The 15,394-nt window shown below is 62.8% G+C and carries 13 protein-coding genes; 3 read left to right on the top strand and 10 right to left on the bottom strand.

What is annotated here, in order from left to right; genetic code table 11:
• Position 1 precedes the first annotated feature (1 nt).
• On the bottom strand, positions 2–1,978 hold the full coding sequence (gene feoB / locus DNK49_RS02265) for a ferrous iron transport protein B (RefSeq protein ID WP_110522674.1): 1,977 nt from the start codon (positions 1,976–1,978) through the stop codon (positions 2–4).
• Between the two features lie 182 nt (positions 1,979–2,160).
• Here feoB and DNK49_RS02260 point away from each other — a divergent pair, with 182 nt between their 5' ends.
• From DNK49_RS02260 to DNK49_RS02250, 3 genes are all read left to right on the top strand, one after another.
• A complete protein-coding gene (locus tag DNK49_RS02260) occupies positions 2,161–2,367 on the top strand; it encodes a hypothetical protein (RefSeq protein WP_110522673.1) in 207 nt (68 codons plus the stop codon).
• 125 nt (positions 2,368–2,492) lie between these two features.
• Positions 2,493–3,104: a 30S ribosomal protein S4 gene (gene rpsD / locus DNK49_RS02255; protein WP_110522672.1), complete on the top strand. Its 612-nt coding sequence runs from the start codon at positions 2,493–2,495 to the stop codon at positions 3,102–3,104.
• Positions 3,101–3,400: a hypothetical protein gene (locus tag DNK49_RS02250; RefSeq protein ID WP_243632207.1), complete on the top strand. Its 300-nt coding sequence runs from the start codon at positions 3,101–3,103 to the stop codon at positions 3,398–3,400. Before rpsD ends, DNK49_RS02250 begins: the two co-directional genes overlap by 4 nt.
• A gap of 138 nt (positions 3,401–3,538) precedes the next feature.
• On the opposite strand, the gene DNK49_RS02245 is transcribed toward DNK49_RS02250, so the two are convergent.
• From DNK49_RS02245 to DNK49_RS02205, 9 genes are all read right to left on the bottom strand, one after another.
• Complete coding sequence (locus tag DNK49_RS02245) at positions 3,539–4,219, bottom strand: Fe2+-dependent dioxygenase (RefSeq protein WP_110522671.1); 681 nt, start codon at positions 4,217–4,219, stop codon at positions 3,539–3,541.
• Between the two features lie 59 nt (positions 4,220–4,278).
• Positions 4,279–6,573 (bottom strand): catecholate siderophore receptor Fiu, encoded by a 2,295-nt coding sequence (locus DNK49_RS02240; protein ID WP_110522670.1) that lies wholly within the window; start codon positions 6,571–6,573, stop codon positions 4,279–4,281.
• 235 nt (positions 6,574–6,808) lie between these two features.
• A complete protein-coding gene (locus DNK49_RS02235) occupies positions 6,809–8,185 on the bottom strand; it encodes a sulfite reductase subunit alpha (protein ID WP_110522669.1) in 1,377 nt (458 codons plus the stop codon).
• Between the two features lie 14 nt (positions 8,186–8,199).
• Positions 8,200–9,003, bottom strand: a complete 804-nt coding sequence (locus DNK49_RS02230) for a DUF4198 domain-containing protein (RefSeq protein ID WP_110522668.1) — start codon at positions 9,001–9,003, stop codon at positions 8,200–8,202.
• Positions 9,004–9,039: 36 nt separating this feature from the next.
• A complete protein-coding gene (locus DNK49_RS02225; protein WP_110522667.1) occupies positions 9,040–9,552 on the bottom strand; it encodes a DUF2271 domain-containing protein in 513 nt (170 codons plus the stop codon).
• Positions 9,553–9,571: 19 nt separating this feature from the next.
• Positions 9,572–10,273, bottom strand: a complete 702-nt coding sequence (locus DNK49_RS02220) for a PepSY-associated TM helix domain-containing protein (RefSeq protein WP_110522666.1) — start codon at positions 10,271–10,273, stop codon at positions 9,572–9,574.
• A 188-nt stretch (positions 10,274–10,461) separates the two neighbouring features.
• Positions 10,462–12,675 (bottom strand): TonB-dependent receptor domain-containing protein, encoded by a 2,214-nt coding sequence (locus tag DNK49_RS02215; RefSeq protein WP_110522665.1) that lies wholly within the window; start codon positions 12,673–12,675, stop codon positions 10,462–10,464.
• A gap of 150 nt (positions 12,676–12,825) precedes the next feature.
• Positions 12,826–13,959 carry an alpha-hydroxy acid oxidase gene (locus DNK49_RS02210; protein ID WP_110522664.1) on the bottom strand — a complete coding sequence of 378 codons (1,134 nt, stop codon included), beginning with the start codon at positions 13,957–13,959 and terminating at the stop codon, positions 12,826–12,828.
• Entirely contained in the window at positions 13,956–15,392 is a 1,437-nt protein-coding gene (locus tag DNK49_RS02205; protein ID WP_207806864.1) for an efflux transporter outer membrane subunit, read from the bottom strand. The genes DNK49_RS02210 and DNK49_RS02205 overlap by 4 nt, the downstream gene beginning before the upstream one ends.
• Between the last annotated feature and the right edge of the window lie 2 nt (positions 15,393–15,394).

Genomic DNA, 15,394 nt, shown 5'->3' with positions numbered 1-15,394 from the left:
CTCAGAAGAACAGTCGTAGCGTATGGTTCAGCAGGCCGCCGACCAGGAACGCAGTAGGCATGATCATTGCCAGCATCAGCGCGGTCGTGCGCAGCCCCTGTTCCTTGACGATCATCATCACGCTGGCGATGCAGGGGACGAACAGGGTGATGGTGACCATGCCGACAACTGCCTGCACCATGCTCAACTGACTTTCCAGCGCAAACAGGCCGGTTGCGCCAAAGTCGCGACGCAGGAAGCCCATCACGAACGCGGCGCTGGCCTCTGGTGGCAGACCCAGCCAGCCGGTCACCAGCGGCTTGCCGGCCTCGATCAGCCAGGGCAGGGCACCGGTGCGGTCCAGCACGAACATGATCAGCGTACCGATCAGGAACAGCGGGATGACTTCCATCAGGTACCACTTGAGGCGGCCGCCGGTCTTTTTCAGGACATTGCCGATCAGTGGCATCCGCATCGGCGGGAGCTCGGTGAGCAGTGGCACTCGCCGTCCGCTCACCAGCTTGCCAGCCAGCCATCCTGTCGCCAGCAGGATCACCACCATGCTGACAACCCAGATCAGCGTTGCACCGAACGAGATGCCCCCCAGCAGGCCGAGCACGACGCCCAGTTGCGCGGAACAGGGAATGGCCAGCGCCATCAGGAAGGTGGTGATCAGGCGTTCCCGCGGGGTGTGCAGGATGCGGGTGGTCAGCGTCGCCATGGTGACGCAGCCCAGCCCCAGCACCATGGGTAGCACCGCACGGCCGTTCAGGCCTATGGCGGCAAACATGCGATTGGCGATGACTGACAGGCGGGTGAAGTAGCCTGAATCCTCGAGAATGCCGAAGGCGAGGAAGAAGGTGGTGACGATCGGCAGGATCAGGGCCAGGGCGTAGGTCATGCCCATGGTCCATAGGCCGTAGTCGCCGACCAGCAGGTCTGCCAGCCAGGGGACCGTGACGTGCGCCTGCACCAAGGCCGTGACTGCCGGGTTGAGAATCTCGCCGAAGAAGTCTTCTTCCAGCAAACCCACCAGGGTACCGGCACCAAAGTCACCGACGAACAGATAAACCAGATATAGCACGACCAGGAGCAGCGGCCAGCCCCAGATACGATGCACGGCCAGTTGGCCAGCCAGCAGCGACAGCGTGCGGTCCTTGCCCAGGGCTTGCTGGCTGACGGTGCGGGCCAGGGCTTCAGCCGCACGACTGCGTTCCCGCGCCAGTCTGGCGGGGAGGGTATCCCGCCCCGTACCCGGGGGGAGCCGCGTGGCGAGTGCTGCGTCGATCGCGGCATGGCCGGGTTGCTGTGCGATCCAGTGGGCCACCTCGCTGTCCCCGCCAAGCAGCAGGATGGCCAGCCCGCGTGCAGCCAGGACGGGGTGTGGGGTGTGCGTCTCGATCTGGCGCGTCAGCTGGTCTATATGTGTTTCCAGCTCGTCGTCGTACTTCAGCAAGGCGGCGGGGACGCGGGCACCGCTCAGTGCGTCGGTCAGCGTGCCGACGCCGCTGCCACCGGTGGCGACGGTGGCGACCACCGGGATGGCAAGTGCGTTGGCCAGGGCCGCGGTATCGACCGTGACGCCGCGTGCCTGCGCCTCGTCGGTCATGTTCAGGGCCATTGCCATCGGCACGCCAAGCTCGGCCAGCAGTGCGGTCAGGTTGAGCGTGCGGCGCAGGTTCTTGGCATCGCCGACCTGAACGACGACCTTGATCGTTTCGTTGAGCAGTGCGCGTACGGTGGCGCGTTCGTCATCGCTGCGCGACGGTAGGGCGAGCACGCCGGGGGTGTCGAGCAGTGAGTGCGTGCGATCGAAGCGTGCCGGTGCGCGCGCGACCTCGACGGTTGTGCCAGGGTAGTTCGACACATTCACATAGGTGCCGGTCAGGCGATGGAACAACACTGACTTGCCGACATTCGGATGGCCGACAAGTGCAATCGTGGGAAGCGCCGCTGTTGTGTATGGAAGGGACGACGCGGAGCTGGCAGCGGATGTCATGAGGGGGTCCGATAGATTTTGAGGTAATGATAATCGGTCTCGTTGTTCTTTTCATGATACAGATCAAGCTTTGTTCTATGGAAAGGACGGTTCTCCGCGTGAGCGTCGCTTGAGTCAGGTGCTTGACATGGATGAGAATATAGGAAATAGTGAGAATCATTATCAACAATAAGGTGTGCGTCATGAACAACACACAGCTTGCGGGTGATCAGAGTGCACTGCTGCTCGGTGCGCTGACGCACTTGTCGCAGTACCTGCATTCAGGCTGCCCGCGTTCGGTTCATCACGCGAGGCTGCTGCTTGATCAACTTGAGGACATTGCCGGCTGCGAAGAGGTCGCCCTGTCCAGAATGTTGATCGATCGTGTGCTGGCTGATCAGCCGCGCTGACGTCGTGGCAGCCCGGCACCCCATCGCTGATTTCGAGCAGGCGTCGCTCGAGTTGTTTGCCGCGCTCCGTCGCGATCTTCCATTTTCCTCCCAACACTCACCCATTACCACACAAGGAGAACAGCGTGTCCCGATACACCGGTCCCAGGTTGAAAGTCATGCGAGCACTCGGCACGGAGTTGCCCGGGTTGTCGCGCAAGTCGCTGGGCGATCGAAACTACCCGCCGGGGCAGCATGGGCAGCGGCCGAAGCGCAAGTCCGATTTCGGTGTGAAGCTGATCGAGAAGCAGAAGCTGCGTTTCAATTACGGGCTGACCGAGAGCCAGATCCAACGCTTGTTCCGCGAGGCGAAGCGGTCCAAGGCGCCTACCGGCGATAAGCTGTTGGAACTGCTTGAATCGCGGCTGGACAATTTCGTGTTCCGCGCCGGCTTTGCGCCGACCACGATTGCCGCACGCCAGTTGGTGCGTCACAAGCATGTGCTGCTCAATGGCCGTTCGGTCAACATCCCGTCCATCCGTATCCGCCCTGGCGATACCATTGTGCTGACCGAGAAGGGACGCAAGATTCCCTGCGCGGCCGAGTCGCTGGTCGAGCCGGCTTTGTCGCGTCCGGAATGGCTCAGCTTCGATGAGGCCGCATGCAAGGCAACGGTGACCCGTTTGCCGGATGCCAGCGAGGTGCCCTTCCCGGTCGAGATCCAGCATGTGGTCGAATACTACGCGGTGCGCATATGAGCACGCCGGGCGAGCGCTGCGGGCGTCGGGCCGGGAGCATGCAGATGGGTGTCGAGCCTTATACAGCCGAGCCGGCGCGCGCCGTCAGCGCCTTGTTGCATCTGCTGTCGCGCTTCCCGGCACGTCAGTCTCCGGCGATTGCACAGGCCATCGTGGCCCATCTGCGCCTGGTCGGGGACGACCCGCAGATTGCCGGCTGCATTCGCGAGAGTGCTGCCGACCTGGTGGCTGAGTGGGAGGCCTACGCCGTATTGAGTGAGCTTGAGGCCTCCGGCAACAGTACACGCTGCTGCTGAGCCTCTATCGACCAGCTGCCTTGCCCCCGCCACCAAAGAAGGTGGCGGGGGTGTTCTGTTGTCGTGATGGGATTCGGGGGGGCTGGGCGGGATTGCGAGTTGTCGTGCCGGCGAGTACGGACTCCGGGCTCAGTCGACTCAGAGCTCAGCCCACATGCGCAGCAGGTTGTGATAATGACTGGTCAGGCTTACGGTTTCCGCTGTGTCGCCGATGTGTTGGCGCAGGTTCTGGATGTTGACGTCCAGATCGAACAACATCTGTCGTCGGGCGTCATCGCGGATCATGCTTTGCGTCCAGAAGAAGGCACAGACGCGGGCGCCCGAGGTGACGGGTTCGACGCGATGCAGGCTGGTCGAGGGGTAGACGATCATGTCACCCGCAGGCAGCTTGACGCTGTGCGTGCCGTAGGTGTCGTCCACAATCAGTTCGCCGCCGACATACTCGCCGGGATCGCACAGGAACAGTGTCGAGGATACGTCGGTGCGCAGGCGCTGACCGTTGATGGGGTCGATGCGGATGGCGTTATCCACATGGTTGCCGAAGGTGCCGCCGTTCTCGTAGCGGTTGAAGTAGGGTGGCAGGATGCGAGCGGGCAGGGCTGCGGAGATGAACAGCGGATTGCTGCCAAGTGCGCTCAGGATCTGTTGCCCAAGTTGCTGTGCCAACGGCGTGTCAGGTGCAAGTTGCAGGTTGCGCTTGCACTTTGAGGCCTGTTCGCCCGAGGTGCTCAGGCCGTCGATCCAGCTTGCCTGATCAAGTTTCTGGCGCAGGGCGCGGACCTGTTGTGGGTCGAGCACGCCGGGAATGTGCAGCATCATGAAGTAATCTCCCAAAAATGCGTCGAGCCCCCACAGGAGAAGGGCTCGACGCGATGCGCTTAGAACTGGAAGTTGGCTGACAGCATGGCCGAGCGCGGGGTGCCCGGGGTGTAGCGATAGCCGTTGTTGTTGATCGAGGCGATGTACTTCTCGTCAGTCAGGTTGTAGAGGTTGAGCTGAATGGTCACGTTCTTGTTGATGGCGTAGGAGGCCATTGCGTCATACACCCAGTAGTCTTCGATCTCCGGCATGACCGTCGTGGCCGTCGTGTTGGTCGAGGTGCGCAGCATCGAGTCGACGTAGCGCGCGCCGCCGCCGATGGTCAGACCGAAGGGGAAGCGATAGCTGGTCCATGCAGTGAAGGTGAGTTCAGGCGACCAGTTGATGGCGTTGCCCTGTTGTGTGTCCGAGCCTTCCTTCACTTCGGTCTTCATCTTGGCCAGACCGGCCGAGATCTGCCATGCAGGGGTGATCGCGCCAACAACGCCCAGTTCGATGCCGCGCACCGTCTTCTTGCCCCATTGGGTAATGTCGCCGGTGATTGGATCGGTCTGGGTCAGGTCATTCTTGTTTTCGGTGTGGTACACCGCAGCGGTCAGCGCCAGCCGGTTGTCGAGGACGTCCCATTTGGTCCCCAGTTCGATGGTCTGTGCTTCCTGCGGGTCCATGTTGGGGTTGTTGATGTTGGTGGCGGTGGTGCTGAGGGTGAAGTTCGACCCCCCCGGCGGTTGCTTGGAGTTGGCGTAGGCGGCGTAGATGCTGCCATTGGCGGTGGGCTTGTACAGCGCGCCCACCTTCCAGCTCACCAGGGTGTCATCGGCTTCGGCGTTCTGCGGTACCAGGGTGCCGACCGGTAGCGTGGGGTGACTGGTTGCGGTCGATAGCACGACGTTCCGGGCCTTGGTGTCGTAGCGGTCGAGGCGCACCCCGCCAGAGAACTGCCACTGCTCACCAAGCTTGATGGTATCGAACAGATAAGCGCCGATCGTCATCGTCTCGCCGTCGGCGCGGGCGCCGTTGGGGGTGAGGCCGTAGCCGGTGACCGCGTCGTTCGCGTTCGGGTTGTAAAGGTTGGCCGGGGCCATTGTGCCCGCGCCGGTCAGCGTCTTGGTCAGCTGGCGTTCATGGATGAACTCGATGCCGGTGGTCACCGTATGCGTCAGCGGACCGGTGGCGAACTCGGTGGTCAGATTGGTCTGATTGGTCAGCAACTCGTTTTCCTGCCACTTGGTCTGGCGTGAGCGTGGCACCGTCCAGCTGGCTGGGTTGTTGATATTGGATGCCTGGATGCCGTTCGGGTTGCTGGTGGCGTTGTAGCTGGGGTTGCCCGGCGCGGTGACCATCAACTCGTGCCGCGCCTTGCCCCAGCGCGAGGTGTTGCGCAGCGTTGTGCCAGGGGCGATGTCGTGTTCGACCTTGACGGTGAACATGTCGACGGTCACATCTTCAAAATCATCATCGCTGCCATAGAAGTTCTCGGTGTCCACCTTGCGTGCGCCGACGCCAGCGGCGGCCAGGGCTGCGTTGTAGAAGCCTTTCAGGCCGATGGTCGAGATGCCGCCGTCGGGCACGTTGTTCTGCTCGATATGCAGATAGGACAGGGTGGTACGGGTCGGGGTGTTGAGGCCGAAGGCGATCGACGGCGCGATACCCCAGCGATTGTTCTCGACCTCGTCGCGACCTGCCACGCCGCCTTCCTGCTTCATCACGTTGAGGCGGAAGGCGGTGTTCTCGCCCAGCTTGCGGTTCAGGTCGGCGGTGAGGCGCACATTCTCGGCGTCGTTGACACTGATGCCGCCACTGACGGCGTTGTCGGCGAACGGGGCCTTGGATGACAGATTGACGTAACCGGACGGTGCGCCACGGCCATTGTCGGCACCGACGGCCCCTTTCGAGATCTCGATCTGTTCGGTGTTGAAGGTGTCGCGGGAGAAGTTGCCCAGGTCCCGTACACCGTCGACAAACACGCTGCCCGAGGTGTCGAAGCCGCGCATGAAGATGTTGTCCTTGGTGTTGCTGTTTCCTCCCTCGCCGAGCAGCAGCGTGATGCCCGGCGTGTTGCGCAGTGCTTCGACCAGGGAGGTGGCTTGTTGCTCTTGAAGGATTTCCTTCTTGATGACGGTGATGGTCTGCGGGGTGTCGACCAGGGGTTGGGTAAATTTGGGTGAGGAGACGGTTTCAGCCTTGTAGCTGTTTTCGACGGTCGATGTGACTTCGACCTCGGAAAGGGTCTGTGTGTTTTGCTGGGCTGAAGCCATGCCGGGCAGGGTCAGGGCGAGTACGGCGAGCGCTGCGGTTTCGGGAAGCCGTACGGTGCGGGAAGGGGTGTGCTTGTTGTTTTGGATGTAAGCCATCGAGGTCGATCTCCGATCGGTTGCAGGAAGCGGATTTGCTGGCGTCCTGGCCGGGAGTGACCGGTTGGGTGGCTGGCTACTTAGTGATACAAATGATAATGACTATCAGTAATGAAGTGCAAGCTGTGTTTGCTTTTCTGCTGCACTGTTGTAGCTGTACGACAGTCCTTCCCCGGATTGAAGATTGAGTTTGGCGATCAGTCTGCGCTGGGGAGACGTGTGGAGACTGACTCGTTCAATACACGTCACGACGATATCGACCTTCAGCCAGCAGTTGGTCACGTGCGTCCTTGCCCAGCACCGTGCCAAGTGCCTGGTCTACAGCAGATGCCATGCCCACCGCGTTGCCGCAGACGTAGATGGCGGCGCCGTCTGCAACCCAGTCGCGCAGGGTGTCGGCACCCTTCAGTATCAGATCCTGGACATAGATGCGGTCTTGCTGATCGCGCGAGAAGGCAAAGTCTGCACGAACGATATGATCGCCCGCCAACCAGCCCTCGATCTCGTTGCGGTAATAGAAGTCGTGGCGGGCGTTGCGTTCGCCAAAGATCAACCAGTTGCGATGATCGCCTGCGGCGATCCGGGCAGACAGGTGGGCGCGCAGGCCGGCGAGGCCGGTGCCGTTGCCGATCAGGATCAGCGGACGCCTTAGATTGTCGCCAAGTCGGAAGTTTCGATGCGGGCGGATACGCAGTGCGATGTGCTCGCCCGGGGGCAGCTCCCGTGTCAGCCAGCCTGACGCCACGCCGGGACTGCCATCGGCACGCTGCTGCTGGCGGACGAGCAGGCGCAGGTGGCCTTCTGCGGGAATGGAGGCGATCGAGTATTCCCGTGGGTGTGTTGGGTCGCCGGGGGGGGTGAGCTGCACCAGATCGCCAGCCTCCCAATGTATTGGCGATCCGTCGGCCGGAGACAGTTTCAGATCGTACGTGGGTAGACCGGCGCTGCCCGGGTTGAGGTGAGCCCGCTCGACAAGTTGCCAGGACGACAGGGTGGGCTGACTACGAGTCGGCAGGTCGGCGCTGCCACTCAAGTGGCCAAGCCGGTGTTGCCAGTCGGCGAGCGCGGTTGCGTCGCCGCGATCAACCTCGATGCGTTCGAACAAGGGCCGCGCACCGCTCTGTTGCAGCCAGTTGTCTAACTGGCGGCCAAAACGGCAGAAATGGCGATAGCTGCGATCGCCGAGGGCGAGCAGGCCGTATTCGAGATGGGCCAGGCTCGTCTGCTCCGTCATGCTGCGCTGGACGAAGGTCATGGCGTTGTCGGGCGCATCGCCGTCACCGCAGGTCGACGCCACGAACAGCAGCCGCGAGCTTGCGCTCAGACGCGCCGCATCCAGCTGTTCGAGCGGCATGGCATCGGCAGGAACGCCGGCATCGCGCAACTGCTGGGCAGCGCCCAGGGCAATGTCCTCGGCGAAACCCGTCTGGCTGGCGAAAACCAGGGTCAGCGGCTGGGTGCCGGCAGCAAACGGTGCGTGTCGGGCGCCGTATCCGGCATGAGTGATGCGGCGCTTGTGCTCGCGCCAGGCGATGATGGCGCACAAGGCCCCGTAGCTGCCGATCACGGCGATTGCACTCAACAACCGGGGGAGTTCGGACGTGATCGGCATGGCGTGGAAAAGCCTTACTGTGGCAGCACTTCGAAGGTGGCGACGTAGCTCAGGCGACGCTCCCTGGCTTGCGGCACGGTGGTCTTGTCGTCCTGGGCGTCGGCATCCAGCCAGTACATGCCGGCTTCCGGCCACTTGATGGAGAATTTGCCTTCCGCATCGGTGGTGAGCTTGATCTCCTCGAGCTGGTTCCGGTAACGCGAACCACCACGCATGATCAGCACCTCGAGCCCGGCGGCAGGTTTGCCGTCGACGACAAAACGGAAGGTTGCAGTTTCGCCTGCGAACAGATCGTTGGGATGGGTGATCGGGACCAGTTCCAGCCCCTTGCCAATCGGCTTGATGTCGGTGGGTTTGCCGACGGTGACGAAGGTTTCGAGCCGGTTCACGCCTTCGTTGACACGAAGGTCGGTAGCGTTGGCGGGAACGTCCTTGGCAAACGCTTCGGCATTGCCGCGAAAGCGCTTGGTTTGTTCGCCTTCTTTCCAGCTTGCCATGATGCCTTCGCTGGCGACGGCCAGGCGATACGTGCCGGACTGCGTCAGGTTCAGGTCGAACACCGTACGCAGTTTGCCTGCCATCAGGTTTTCGGGGGCCACCGTGCTGCCGTCAGGGGCAATGGCGGTGAAGTTCTCGTTGAGGCCGCGCAGGGCGGCGTGGTTGTAGTGGAACTTGTCGTTGCCTGCGGCGCCGGCCACGGTGATGTAGGCCGCCTTCGACAGCACGGTGCTGGAGGGCTCCAGCCATACGCTATGGGCCTGGGCGGTGGAGAACTGCAGTGACAGGGTCAGGGCGGCAAGGGCGAGTTTGAGCTTCATGTGGGTCTCCCGGAGTAATAGGGCGGATGAGTGGATTCAGGGCTTCAGTTCAAGGCTGAGGGCGCCGAGTTCATGCTCGCCCTTGGCTTTTTCGACAAGTGCTTGCTTGGGCGGCCACTGGAAGGGGATGGTGACCAGCTCGCGGCCGCCGGCTTCACGTGCGGCTTCGATCTGCAGGCGGTATTCACCGGCAGCAAGTTTGCCCAAGGGTGACTTGCCCTCGACGAAGGAAATGCTGTGCATCCCCGGGGCGCGGGTGGCGCTGGTGACGCCGTCGATCGGTACCGCCACATCGCGGCCGATGCGTCGCCACCACTGGCGCATGTCCTTGAGCCACTTGGTGCCTTCGTCATTGCGCATCTTGGTGTCGTACCACACCGCCAGATTGGCTGCGACACTGTTGTCGGGTTTTTCAATCCACACCGCGACGTAGGGGCGGTGGTATTCCGCGACATTCAGGCGGGGAACTTCAATGTCGAGCTTGAGCTCTGCCGCCAGGGCGGGGGTGGCAAGCAGGCCGGTGCACAGCAAGGGGATGAGGCGTCGCATGGGGGGCTCCGGATGGGTTTCAGTGGATGAACAGCAAGGCGAGCAGCACGGGGATCACCGCGCCCAAGGCGATCAGGGGCCAGGTCGTCGGGCGGTGGCTGGCGTGCAGGTAAAGCAGCAACAGGCCGGTCAGTGAAAAGACCAGACAGGCGGCGGCAAAGATGTCGATGAACCAGCTCCATGCGATGCCGCTGTGGCGGCCCTTGTGCAGGTCATTCAGGTAAGAGATCCAGCCGCGGTCGGTGTGTTCGTACTCCAGTTCGCCATTGCCCAGGTCAATCCGCAGCCAGGCGTCGCCACCGGGTCTGGGCATGGCGAGATAGACCTCATCGGCAGACCACTCGGCAGCGGTATCCCGGGTCGGGATGCCGAGTTCGCTGCGTAGCCAGCCACGCACCGGCTCGGGCAGTGGTGCATCCGCGACAGGTGTATCGGTCTGGTTTGCCAGGTGGTTCAGGCTGGACAGCAGGGCAGTGGGCAGTGTGCCTTCGCGGGTCGTGATCTGGGGCTTGGCCTCGATGCTGCCGGCGTGGTTCAGGGTGATGCCGGTGAACGCAAACAACACCATGCCGATCAGGCACAGGGCCGAGCTGATCCAGTGCCATTGCAGCAGGGTTTTCAACCAGGCGGCGCGGCGGGCGTGACGAACCGCGAGGGTGGCGGGGGCTTGGGTGGCTGCCGGTGCTTGAGGGGTGCCGGGATGCTGCGTTTGGATGGACATGAGCGATTGGGAGGTGGAGCCGGGACAGGCACCATTTTGTTTTCTATTCAATGTTGAGAATTATTCTTATATTTAATGCGCTTTCTGAGTGTAGCTTTTTGTAGTGTTGTCCTGCGCAGGGCAGGCAAAGCCGGATTCAGTCTGAGGGGCGCCGCCATCCACAGCGGGATGGCGGCGTTTGTCGTGCCTTAGAAGTTCAGGCTGGCGGAAACCCAGAGCCGGCGCGGCTCGAGGTTGTTGCGGTAGGTGGCGTACACGGTGCTGCTGGTCGAGGTGTTCGGGACCAGCTTGGCTTCGTTGAACTGCTTGTCGAACAGGTTGTAGATCGTGCCGTTGACGGTCAGGTTCTTGCTGACCTTGTACGAGGTGCCAAGGTTGAACAGCGAGTAGCCCTTCCAGTCACCGACCAGGTCCCGTGTTGCACGGCCGTTGAGTGCCGCTGCCGTGCCCGAAGCGGTGTGTGTACCGCTGCGGTAGCCCTCGCCGCGGTATTCACCGCTGACCCAGGCGGACAGCTTGTCGGTTGCCTTCCAGCGCAGGCTGAGGTTGACCATGTGCTTGGGCGTGTCATTGATCGGCTTGCCCTTGCTGGCACCATTGAGTTGCTTGCTGTCGGTATAGGTGTAGTTGCCCGATACCGACCAGTTGCTGGCGAATTTCCAGCGCGAGAACAACTCCACCCCCTGAATGCGGGCTTCGTCGACGTTGACCGGGCGGCGCAGTGTGAAGGTGTCGGCAGCGCCGGTGGCGAGCGGGTAGTTGCGATAGCCCATATCCCAGTTGCTGCCGAAGCTGGCGAGGAAGTCCTCACATTCAGCCTCGTTGACATTGGTCGCGCAGGTCAGCGTGATCGGCCCGGCCGAGGTGCTGATGAAGTCCTTGTACTTGCTGTGGAACAGCGTCGTGCCAGCAGTGAAGCCGGTCAGGCTGTCATAGATCACCCCAAATTCGGTGTTGACGCTGGTCTCGGGCTTGAGATCCGGGTTGCCGATCTGTGGTGAGCGGCCCTGGCCGCCCACCGTGTAGATGCCGTTGGTCAGGTATTCGAGACGAGGAGCCTTGTAGCCACTGCTGATCCCTCCCTTCAAGGTCCATTGCGGCGAGGTGTTCCACACCAGGTAAGCGCGCGGCGTGGTGAAGTGGCCGAATTCGTCATGGTAGTCATGGCGCAGGCCCAGCGTCAGGGCGAGATCATCACGCAGCCGCCACTCGTCTTCCGCGAACAGGCCGATCTGGGTGAAGCTGGTCGATTGCGGCAGGATGCCGTCGGTCATCTCTGCATCCCAGTACTGGGCACCGAGCGTCAGCATGTGGTTGGCGATCGCCGTTACATACTTGGTGTCGAAGATGAAGTCCTTCGATGTCAGCCCGCGATCGCCGCTGCGGCCGACCAGGCGTGCGGGAATCAGGCGGCCGATGGTTTCGGTTTCGTTGTAGCTCAGACTGGACTCGAGCAGGCCGCTGTCCATGCGCCAGGTATGGGCGAGCAGGAGCTTGTCACGGTTGTAGCGCTGGGTGTCTTCATAGCCACCGGCGGCGCCAAGCGTGCCAAGCTGCTCTTTGCTGTTGTCGTAGGTCTGCTTGGTGCTCTCGATGTCCAGCCAGATGTCGTGAGACTTGTTCGGCGTCAGCGTCAGACGGGCGCCATAGCTTTCGATGCGGCTCTTGGTCGGATTGCGGCCCTGCGTCAGTTCGGCACCCTCGCTACCATCGTCGAAGTCGTAGGCGATATGGGATTGCTCACGGTGCCAGTTGCGGGCGCGGACCTGCAAGCCGAGCAGGTCCTGCTTCAGCGGGCCGGACAGGTAAACGTCGCCCGCGTACGAGTCGCCGTATTCCGAATGCTCCTGCATCGTACCTTCGATCGTGGCCGAGCCGGTCCAGGTGTCGGAAACCTTGCGAGTGATGATGTTGACCACCCCGCCCATGGCGTCAGAGCCGTACAGCGTAGACATTGGGCCACGGATGATCTCGATGCGCTCGATGGCAGAAACCGGTGGAAGGAAGCTGTTGCGCGCCTCGCCGAAGCCGTTCGGATAAATGTTGCCGGTGCTGTTCTGGCGGCGGCCATCGATCAGCACCAGGGTGTAATCGTCGTCCAGGCCACGCATGCGGATGGTCATTCCCCCCGTCTTGCCCGCACCGGAGCCCGTATCGACGCCTTCGATATCGGCAAGGGCGTCGGTAATGCTGTTGATGCGCCTGGATTCGAGCTCTTCACGCGTGATGACGGTAATCGTGGCAGGGGCGTTCTTGATGTCCTGTTCGAACCCGGAGGCGGACACGACGACGTCGCCCAGTACGGGTGCGTTGCTCGATTGTGCAAATGCAGCAACGGTGGGGAAGGCGAGCGCAAGCAGTAGCGCCGAGCGCTTGAGGCGCGGGGAGAGGGGGGACTTCATGGGCCAGATCCTGTAAGTGTCGGGAAGTTGAGCGTCTGGCTGGCTTCCTGACAGGCGGCTAGGTCTAGCTGGCTATGCTGCAGGTGGCTGGCTGGCTAATTTCGTAGTACGTAGGTTAATGATAACGATTTGCAACATTATTTGTCAAAATTAATGCGTTGCAGCAACACAACAGACTTGGCGGGTCTTCAGTTCGCCCAATGTACGGCAGCCCAGTAGCGCCATCGTGACCTCAAGCTCCTCACGCAGCAGGTGAATGGCGTGGGCCACCCCCAGCGCCCCCGCAGCGGCCAGTCCGTAGAGCCAGGGGCGCCCCACGAGTACCGCGTCCGCACCAAGCGCAATGGCCTTGGCCACGTCGCTGCCGCGGCGGATGCCGCTGTCGAACAATAGGGTCAGGCGTTCGCCTGTCGCCGCAGCGATAGCGGGCAGGACGTCAAGGGCGGGCGGAACGGTGTCAAGCACTCTGCCTCCATGGTTGGACACGATGATGCCATCTGCTCCGCACGCTTCGGCTCGGCGGGCGTCGGCCACCGACAGGATGCCCTTGATGATCAGTGGCAGGCGGGTCTGCTTGCGCAAGGCTTCGATGTCCTGCCAGGTGGGGGCGTGAAGCATGGCCTGGTCGAAGACGCGGCTGGGGCCCGCCGGTGCAGCTTGTGGCGTTGGCATGCCTGCGAGGTTGACCGCGCCCAAGCCGGATGGCAGGTCGAAGCTGGCACGCTGCTCGCGATTGCGCAGGCCGCCAATGGGCGCATCGATGGTGACGATCAAGGCCTGATATCCGGCTTGCTCGGCACGCGCGACCAGTGCCGAGGTGAAGGCGCGGTCTGGCTGGATGTAGAGCTGAAACCACAGTGGGCCGGTCGCATGGCCGGCGAGGGTTTCGAGTCTTGTCGTTGCCAGTGTGCTGACCGCCACGCAGGCCTCGAGCGCACCTGCCGCCTGTACGGTGGCGAGCTCGCCTTCGTCATGGAACAGGCGTTGATAGGCAACCGGGGCGAGCACGATGGGGTGGGTGAAGTCCTGCCCGAAAAGGCTGCAGCGGGTGTGGCCGCCACGCACGTCTGTGAGCATCGACGGGGTGAAGTTCACCGCATCAAAAGCCAGCCGGTTGCGTTGAACGGTCAGCTCATCGCCTGCACCGCCGTCCAGGTAAGCCCAGGCCTTGGCATCCAGCCGCGCCTGGGCGGCTTGGCGATAGTCGCAGGGGGTTGCGATGCCCGGCGGGATGGCCGTGAGTTTGGGCAGCAACGGGGTGCCTGTTGCATTGACCGGACTCATTGGGGTGTCGTCGCACTGACATCGGTCTGGCTGAGTTGCCAGCCACCCCCCAGCGCCTTGTACAGATCGACCGCCGCATTGATGCGGGTCAGCCGCTGCTGCACCAGCGTATCCTGTACCGAAAACAGGCTGCGTTGGGCGTCGAGCAGGGTGCTGAGGGTGTCACTGCCTTCGCGGTAACGTAGCTCGGACAGGCGAAGCGCGCGCTCGGCTTCGGCCTTGATCGCCTGCTGGGTGGCTTCCTGGATGCGGCCGCGCTCGACGGTGGCGATGGCGTCTTCGACCTCTTTCAAGGCGGTAAGGATGGTCTTGCGATAGGTTTCCACGCTGGCCCGGCGTTGGGATTCCGTGGTTTCGACTGCGCCACGCAGGCGACCGCCGTCAAAAATGCTCTGCAGCAGCGAGACGGTAAGGTTGGCGGTGTTGAGTGGGTTGCTGAGCCCGACGAGCCCGAACTCGCCACTGCTCAGTGCCGAGCTGATGCCCAGGTTGAGTTTCAGCGGAAACAGCGCAGCGCGAGCGACCGCGATGTCGGCGTCCGCCGCCTGCAGTCGGGCTTCGGCGGCCGCAAGGTCGGGGCGGCGTAGCAGCAACTCCGCAGGCAGCACCATGCCCGGTTCGGGGATGGCGAGCGCGAGGGTGTCGGCCTTGACGTCGAAGCCTTGCGGCACGCTACCTACCAGGATGGCGAGCGCGCGGAGCAGCTGACGCTCGGTGGTTTCCAGCGGAACGATGGCGTCGCGCTGGGAGAGTACGGTGCTGCGCTGGCGGCTGACGTCCAGGGCGGAAGCCGCGCCATTGCGGTAGCGCGCTTCGACGATGGCAAACAGGCGTTCGGCAATGGCGAGGTTCTCGCGAGCGATGGTCAGCCGGGCGCGTTGGGCCAGCACCTGGGCGTAGGCGCTGCTGACGCCCGCGACGAGCGACAGGCGGGTGGCCTCGTAGTCGTAGCGGGTGGCGGCAAGCGTGGCGCGGCTACCCTGCAGGCGGGCAATGTTGCTGCCCCAGACGTCGATCTCGTAGCTCACACCCAGGCTGGCCGAGGAGGCTTCGCTGCGGGTGGTGGCGATGCCAGCGCCGTTGGTGCCGGAGAGGCCGGTGTTGAGGTTGAGGTTGACCGTTGGAAACAGCGTCGCGCCGGCTGAGCGGGTAGCAATCTCTGCTTGCAGGACGCGCTCGGTGGCGACCGCAAGGTCAGGGCTGCCGGCCAGGGACTGTTCGACCAGTTGTTCCAGCTCGCCGGAGTGGAAGCCGCGCCACCATTGGGTGTCGAGCTCGACATCCAGCCGGGCGTTGGCCGTGGCTTCGGACCAGGTCAGCGGCAGATCGACGCTGGCACCGGGGTGCGTCAGTGGCAAGGCGCAGCCACCGAGGGTGAGTGCCGCGCACAGTACGGCGAGGCGACAAGGGCGAAATGCGGTGTGAAATCTCATGT

It is taken from the genome of Parazoarcus communis SWub3 = DSM 12120 (assembly GCF_003226565.1).
Lineage (GTDB): Bacteria > Pseudomonadota > Gammaproteobacteria > Burkholderiales > Rhodocyclaceae > Parazoarcus > Parazoarcus communis.
This window is presented reverse-complemented; position numbering and strand designations above follow the sequence as displayed.

Excerpts from the sequence above, each read along its gene's own strand:
- DNK49_RS02245 (WP_110522671.1), bottom strand. The coding sequence starts at position 4,219 with ATGATGCTGCACATTCCCGGCGTGCTCGACCCACAACAGGTCCGCGCC.
- DNK49_RS02225 (WP_110522667.1), bottom strand. The coding sequence starts at position 9,552 with ATGCGACGCCTCATCCCCTTGCTGTGCACCGGCCTGCTTGCCACCCCC.
- DNK49_RS02205 (WP_207806864.1), bottom strand. The coding sequence starts at position 15,392 with ATGAGATTTCACACCGCATTTCGCCCTTGTCGCCTCGCCGTACTGTGC.
- DNK49_RS02230 (WP_110522668.1), bottom strand. The coding sequence starts at position 9,003 with ATGAAGCTCAAACTCGCCCTTGCCGCCCTGACCCTGTCACTGCAGTTC.
- feoB (WP_110522674.1), bottom strand. The coding sequence starts at position 1,978 with ATGACATCCGCTGCCAGCTCCGCGTCGTCCCTTCCATACACAACAGCG.
- DNK49_RS02220 (WP_110522666.1), bottom strand. The coding sequence starts at position 10,273 with ATGTCCATCCAAACGCAGCATCCCGGCACCCCTCAAGCACCGGCAGCC.
- DNK49_RS02215 (WP_110522665.1), bottom strand. The coding sequence starts at position 12,675 with ATGAAGTCCCCCCTCTCCCCGCGCCTCAAGCGCTCGGCGCTACTGCTT.
- DNK49_RS02240 (WP_110522670.1), bottom strand. The coding sequence starts at position 6,573 with ATGGCTTACATCCAAAACAACAAGCACACCCCTTCCCGCACCGTACGG.
- DNK49_RS02250 (WP_243632207.1), top strand. The coding sequence starts at position 3,101 with ATGAGCACGCCGGGCGAGCGCTGCGGGCGTCGGGCCGGGAGCATGCAG.
- DNK49_RS02235 (WP_110522669.1), bottom strand. The coding sequence starts at position 8,185 with ATGCCGATCACGTCCGAACTCCCCCGGTTGTTGAGTGCAATCGCCGTG.
- DNK49_RS02260 (WP_110522673.1), top strand. The coding sequence starts at position 2,161 with ATGAACAACACACAGCTTGCGGGTGATCAGAGTGCACTGCTGCTCGGT.
- DNK49_RS02210 (WP_110522664.1), bottom strand. The coding sequence starts at position 13,959 with ATGAGTCCGGTCAATGCAACAGGCACCCCGTTGCTGCCCAAACTCACG.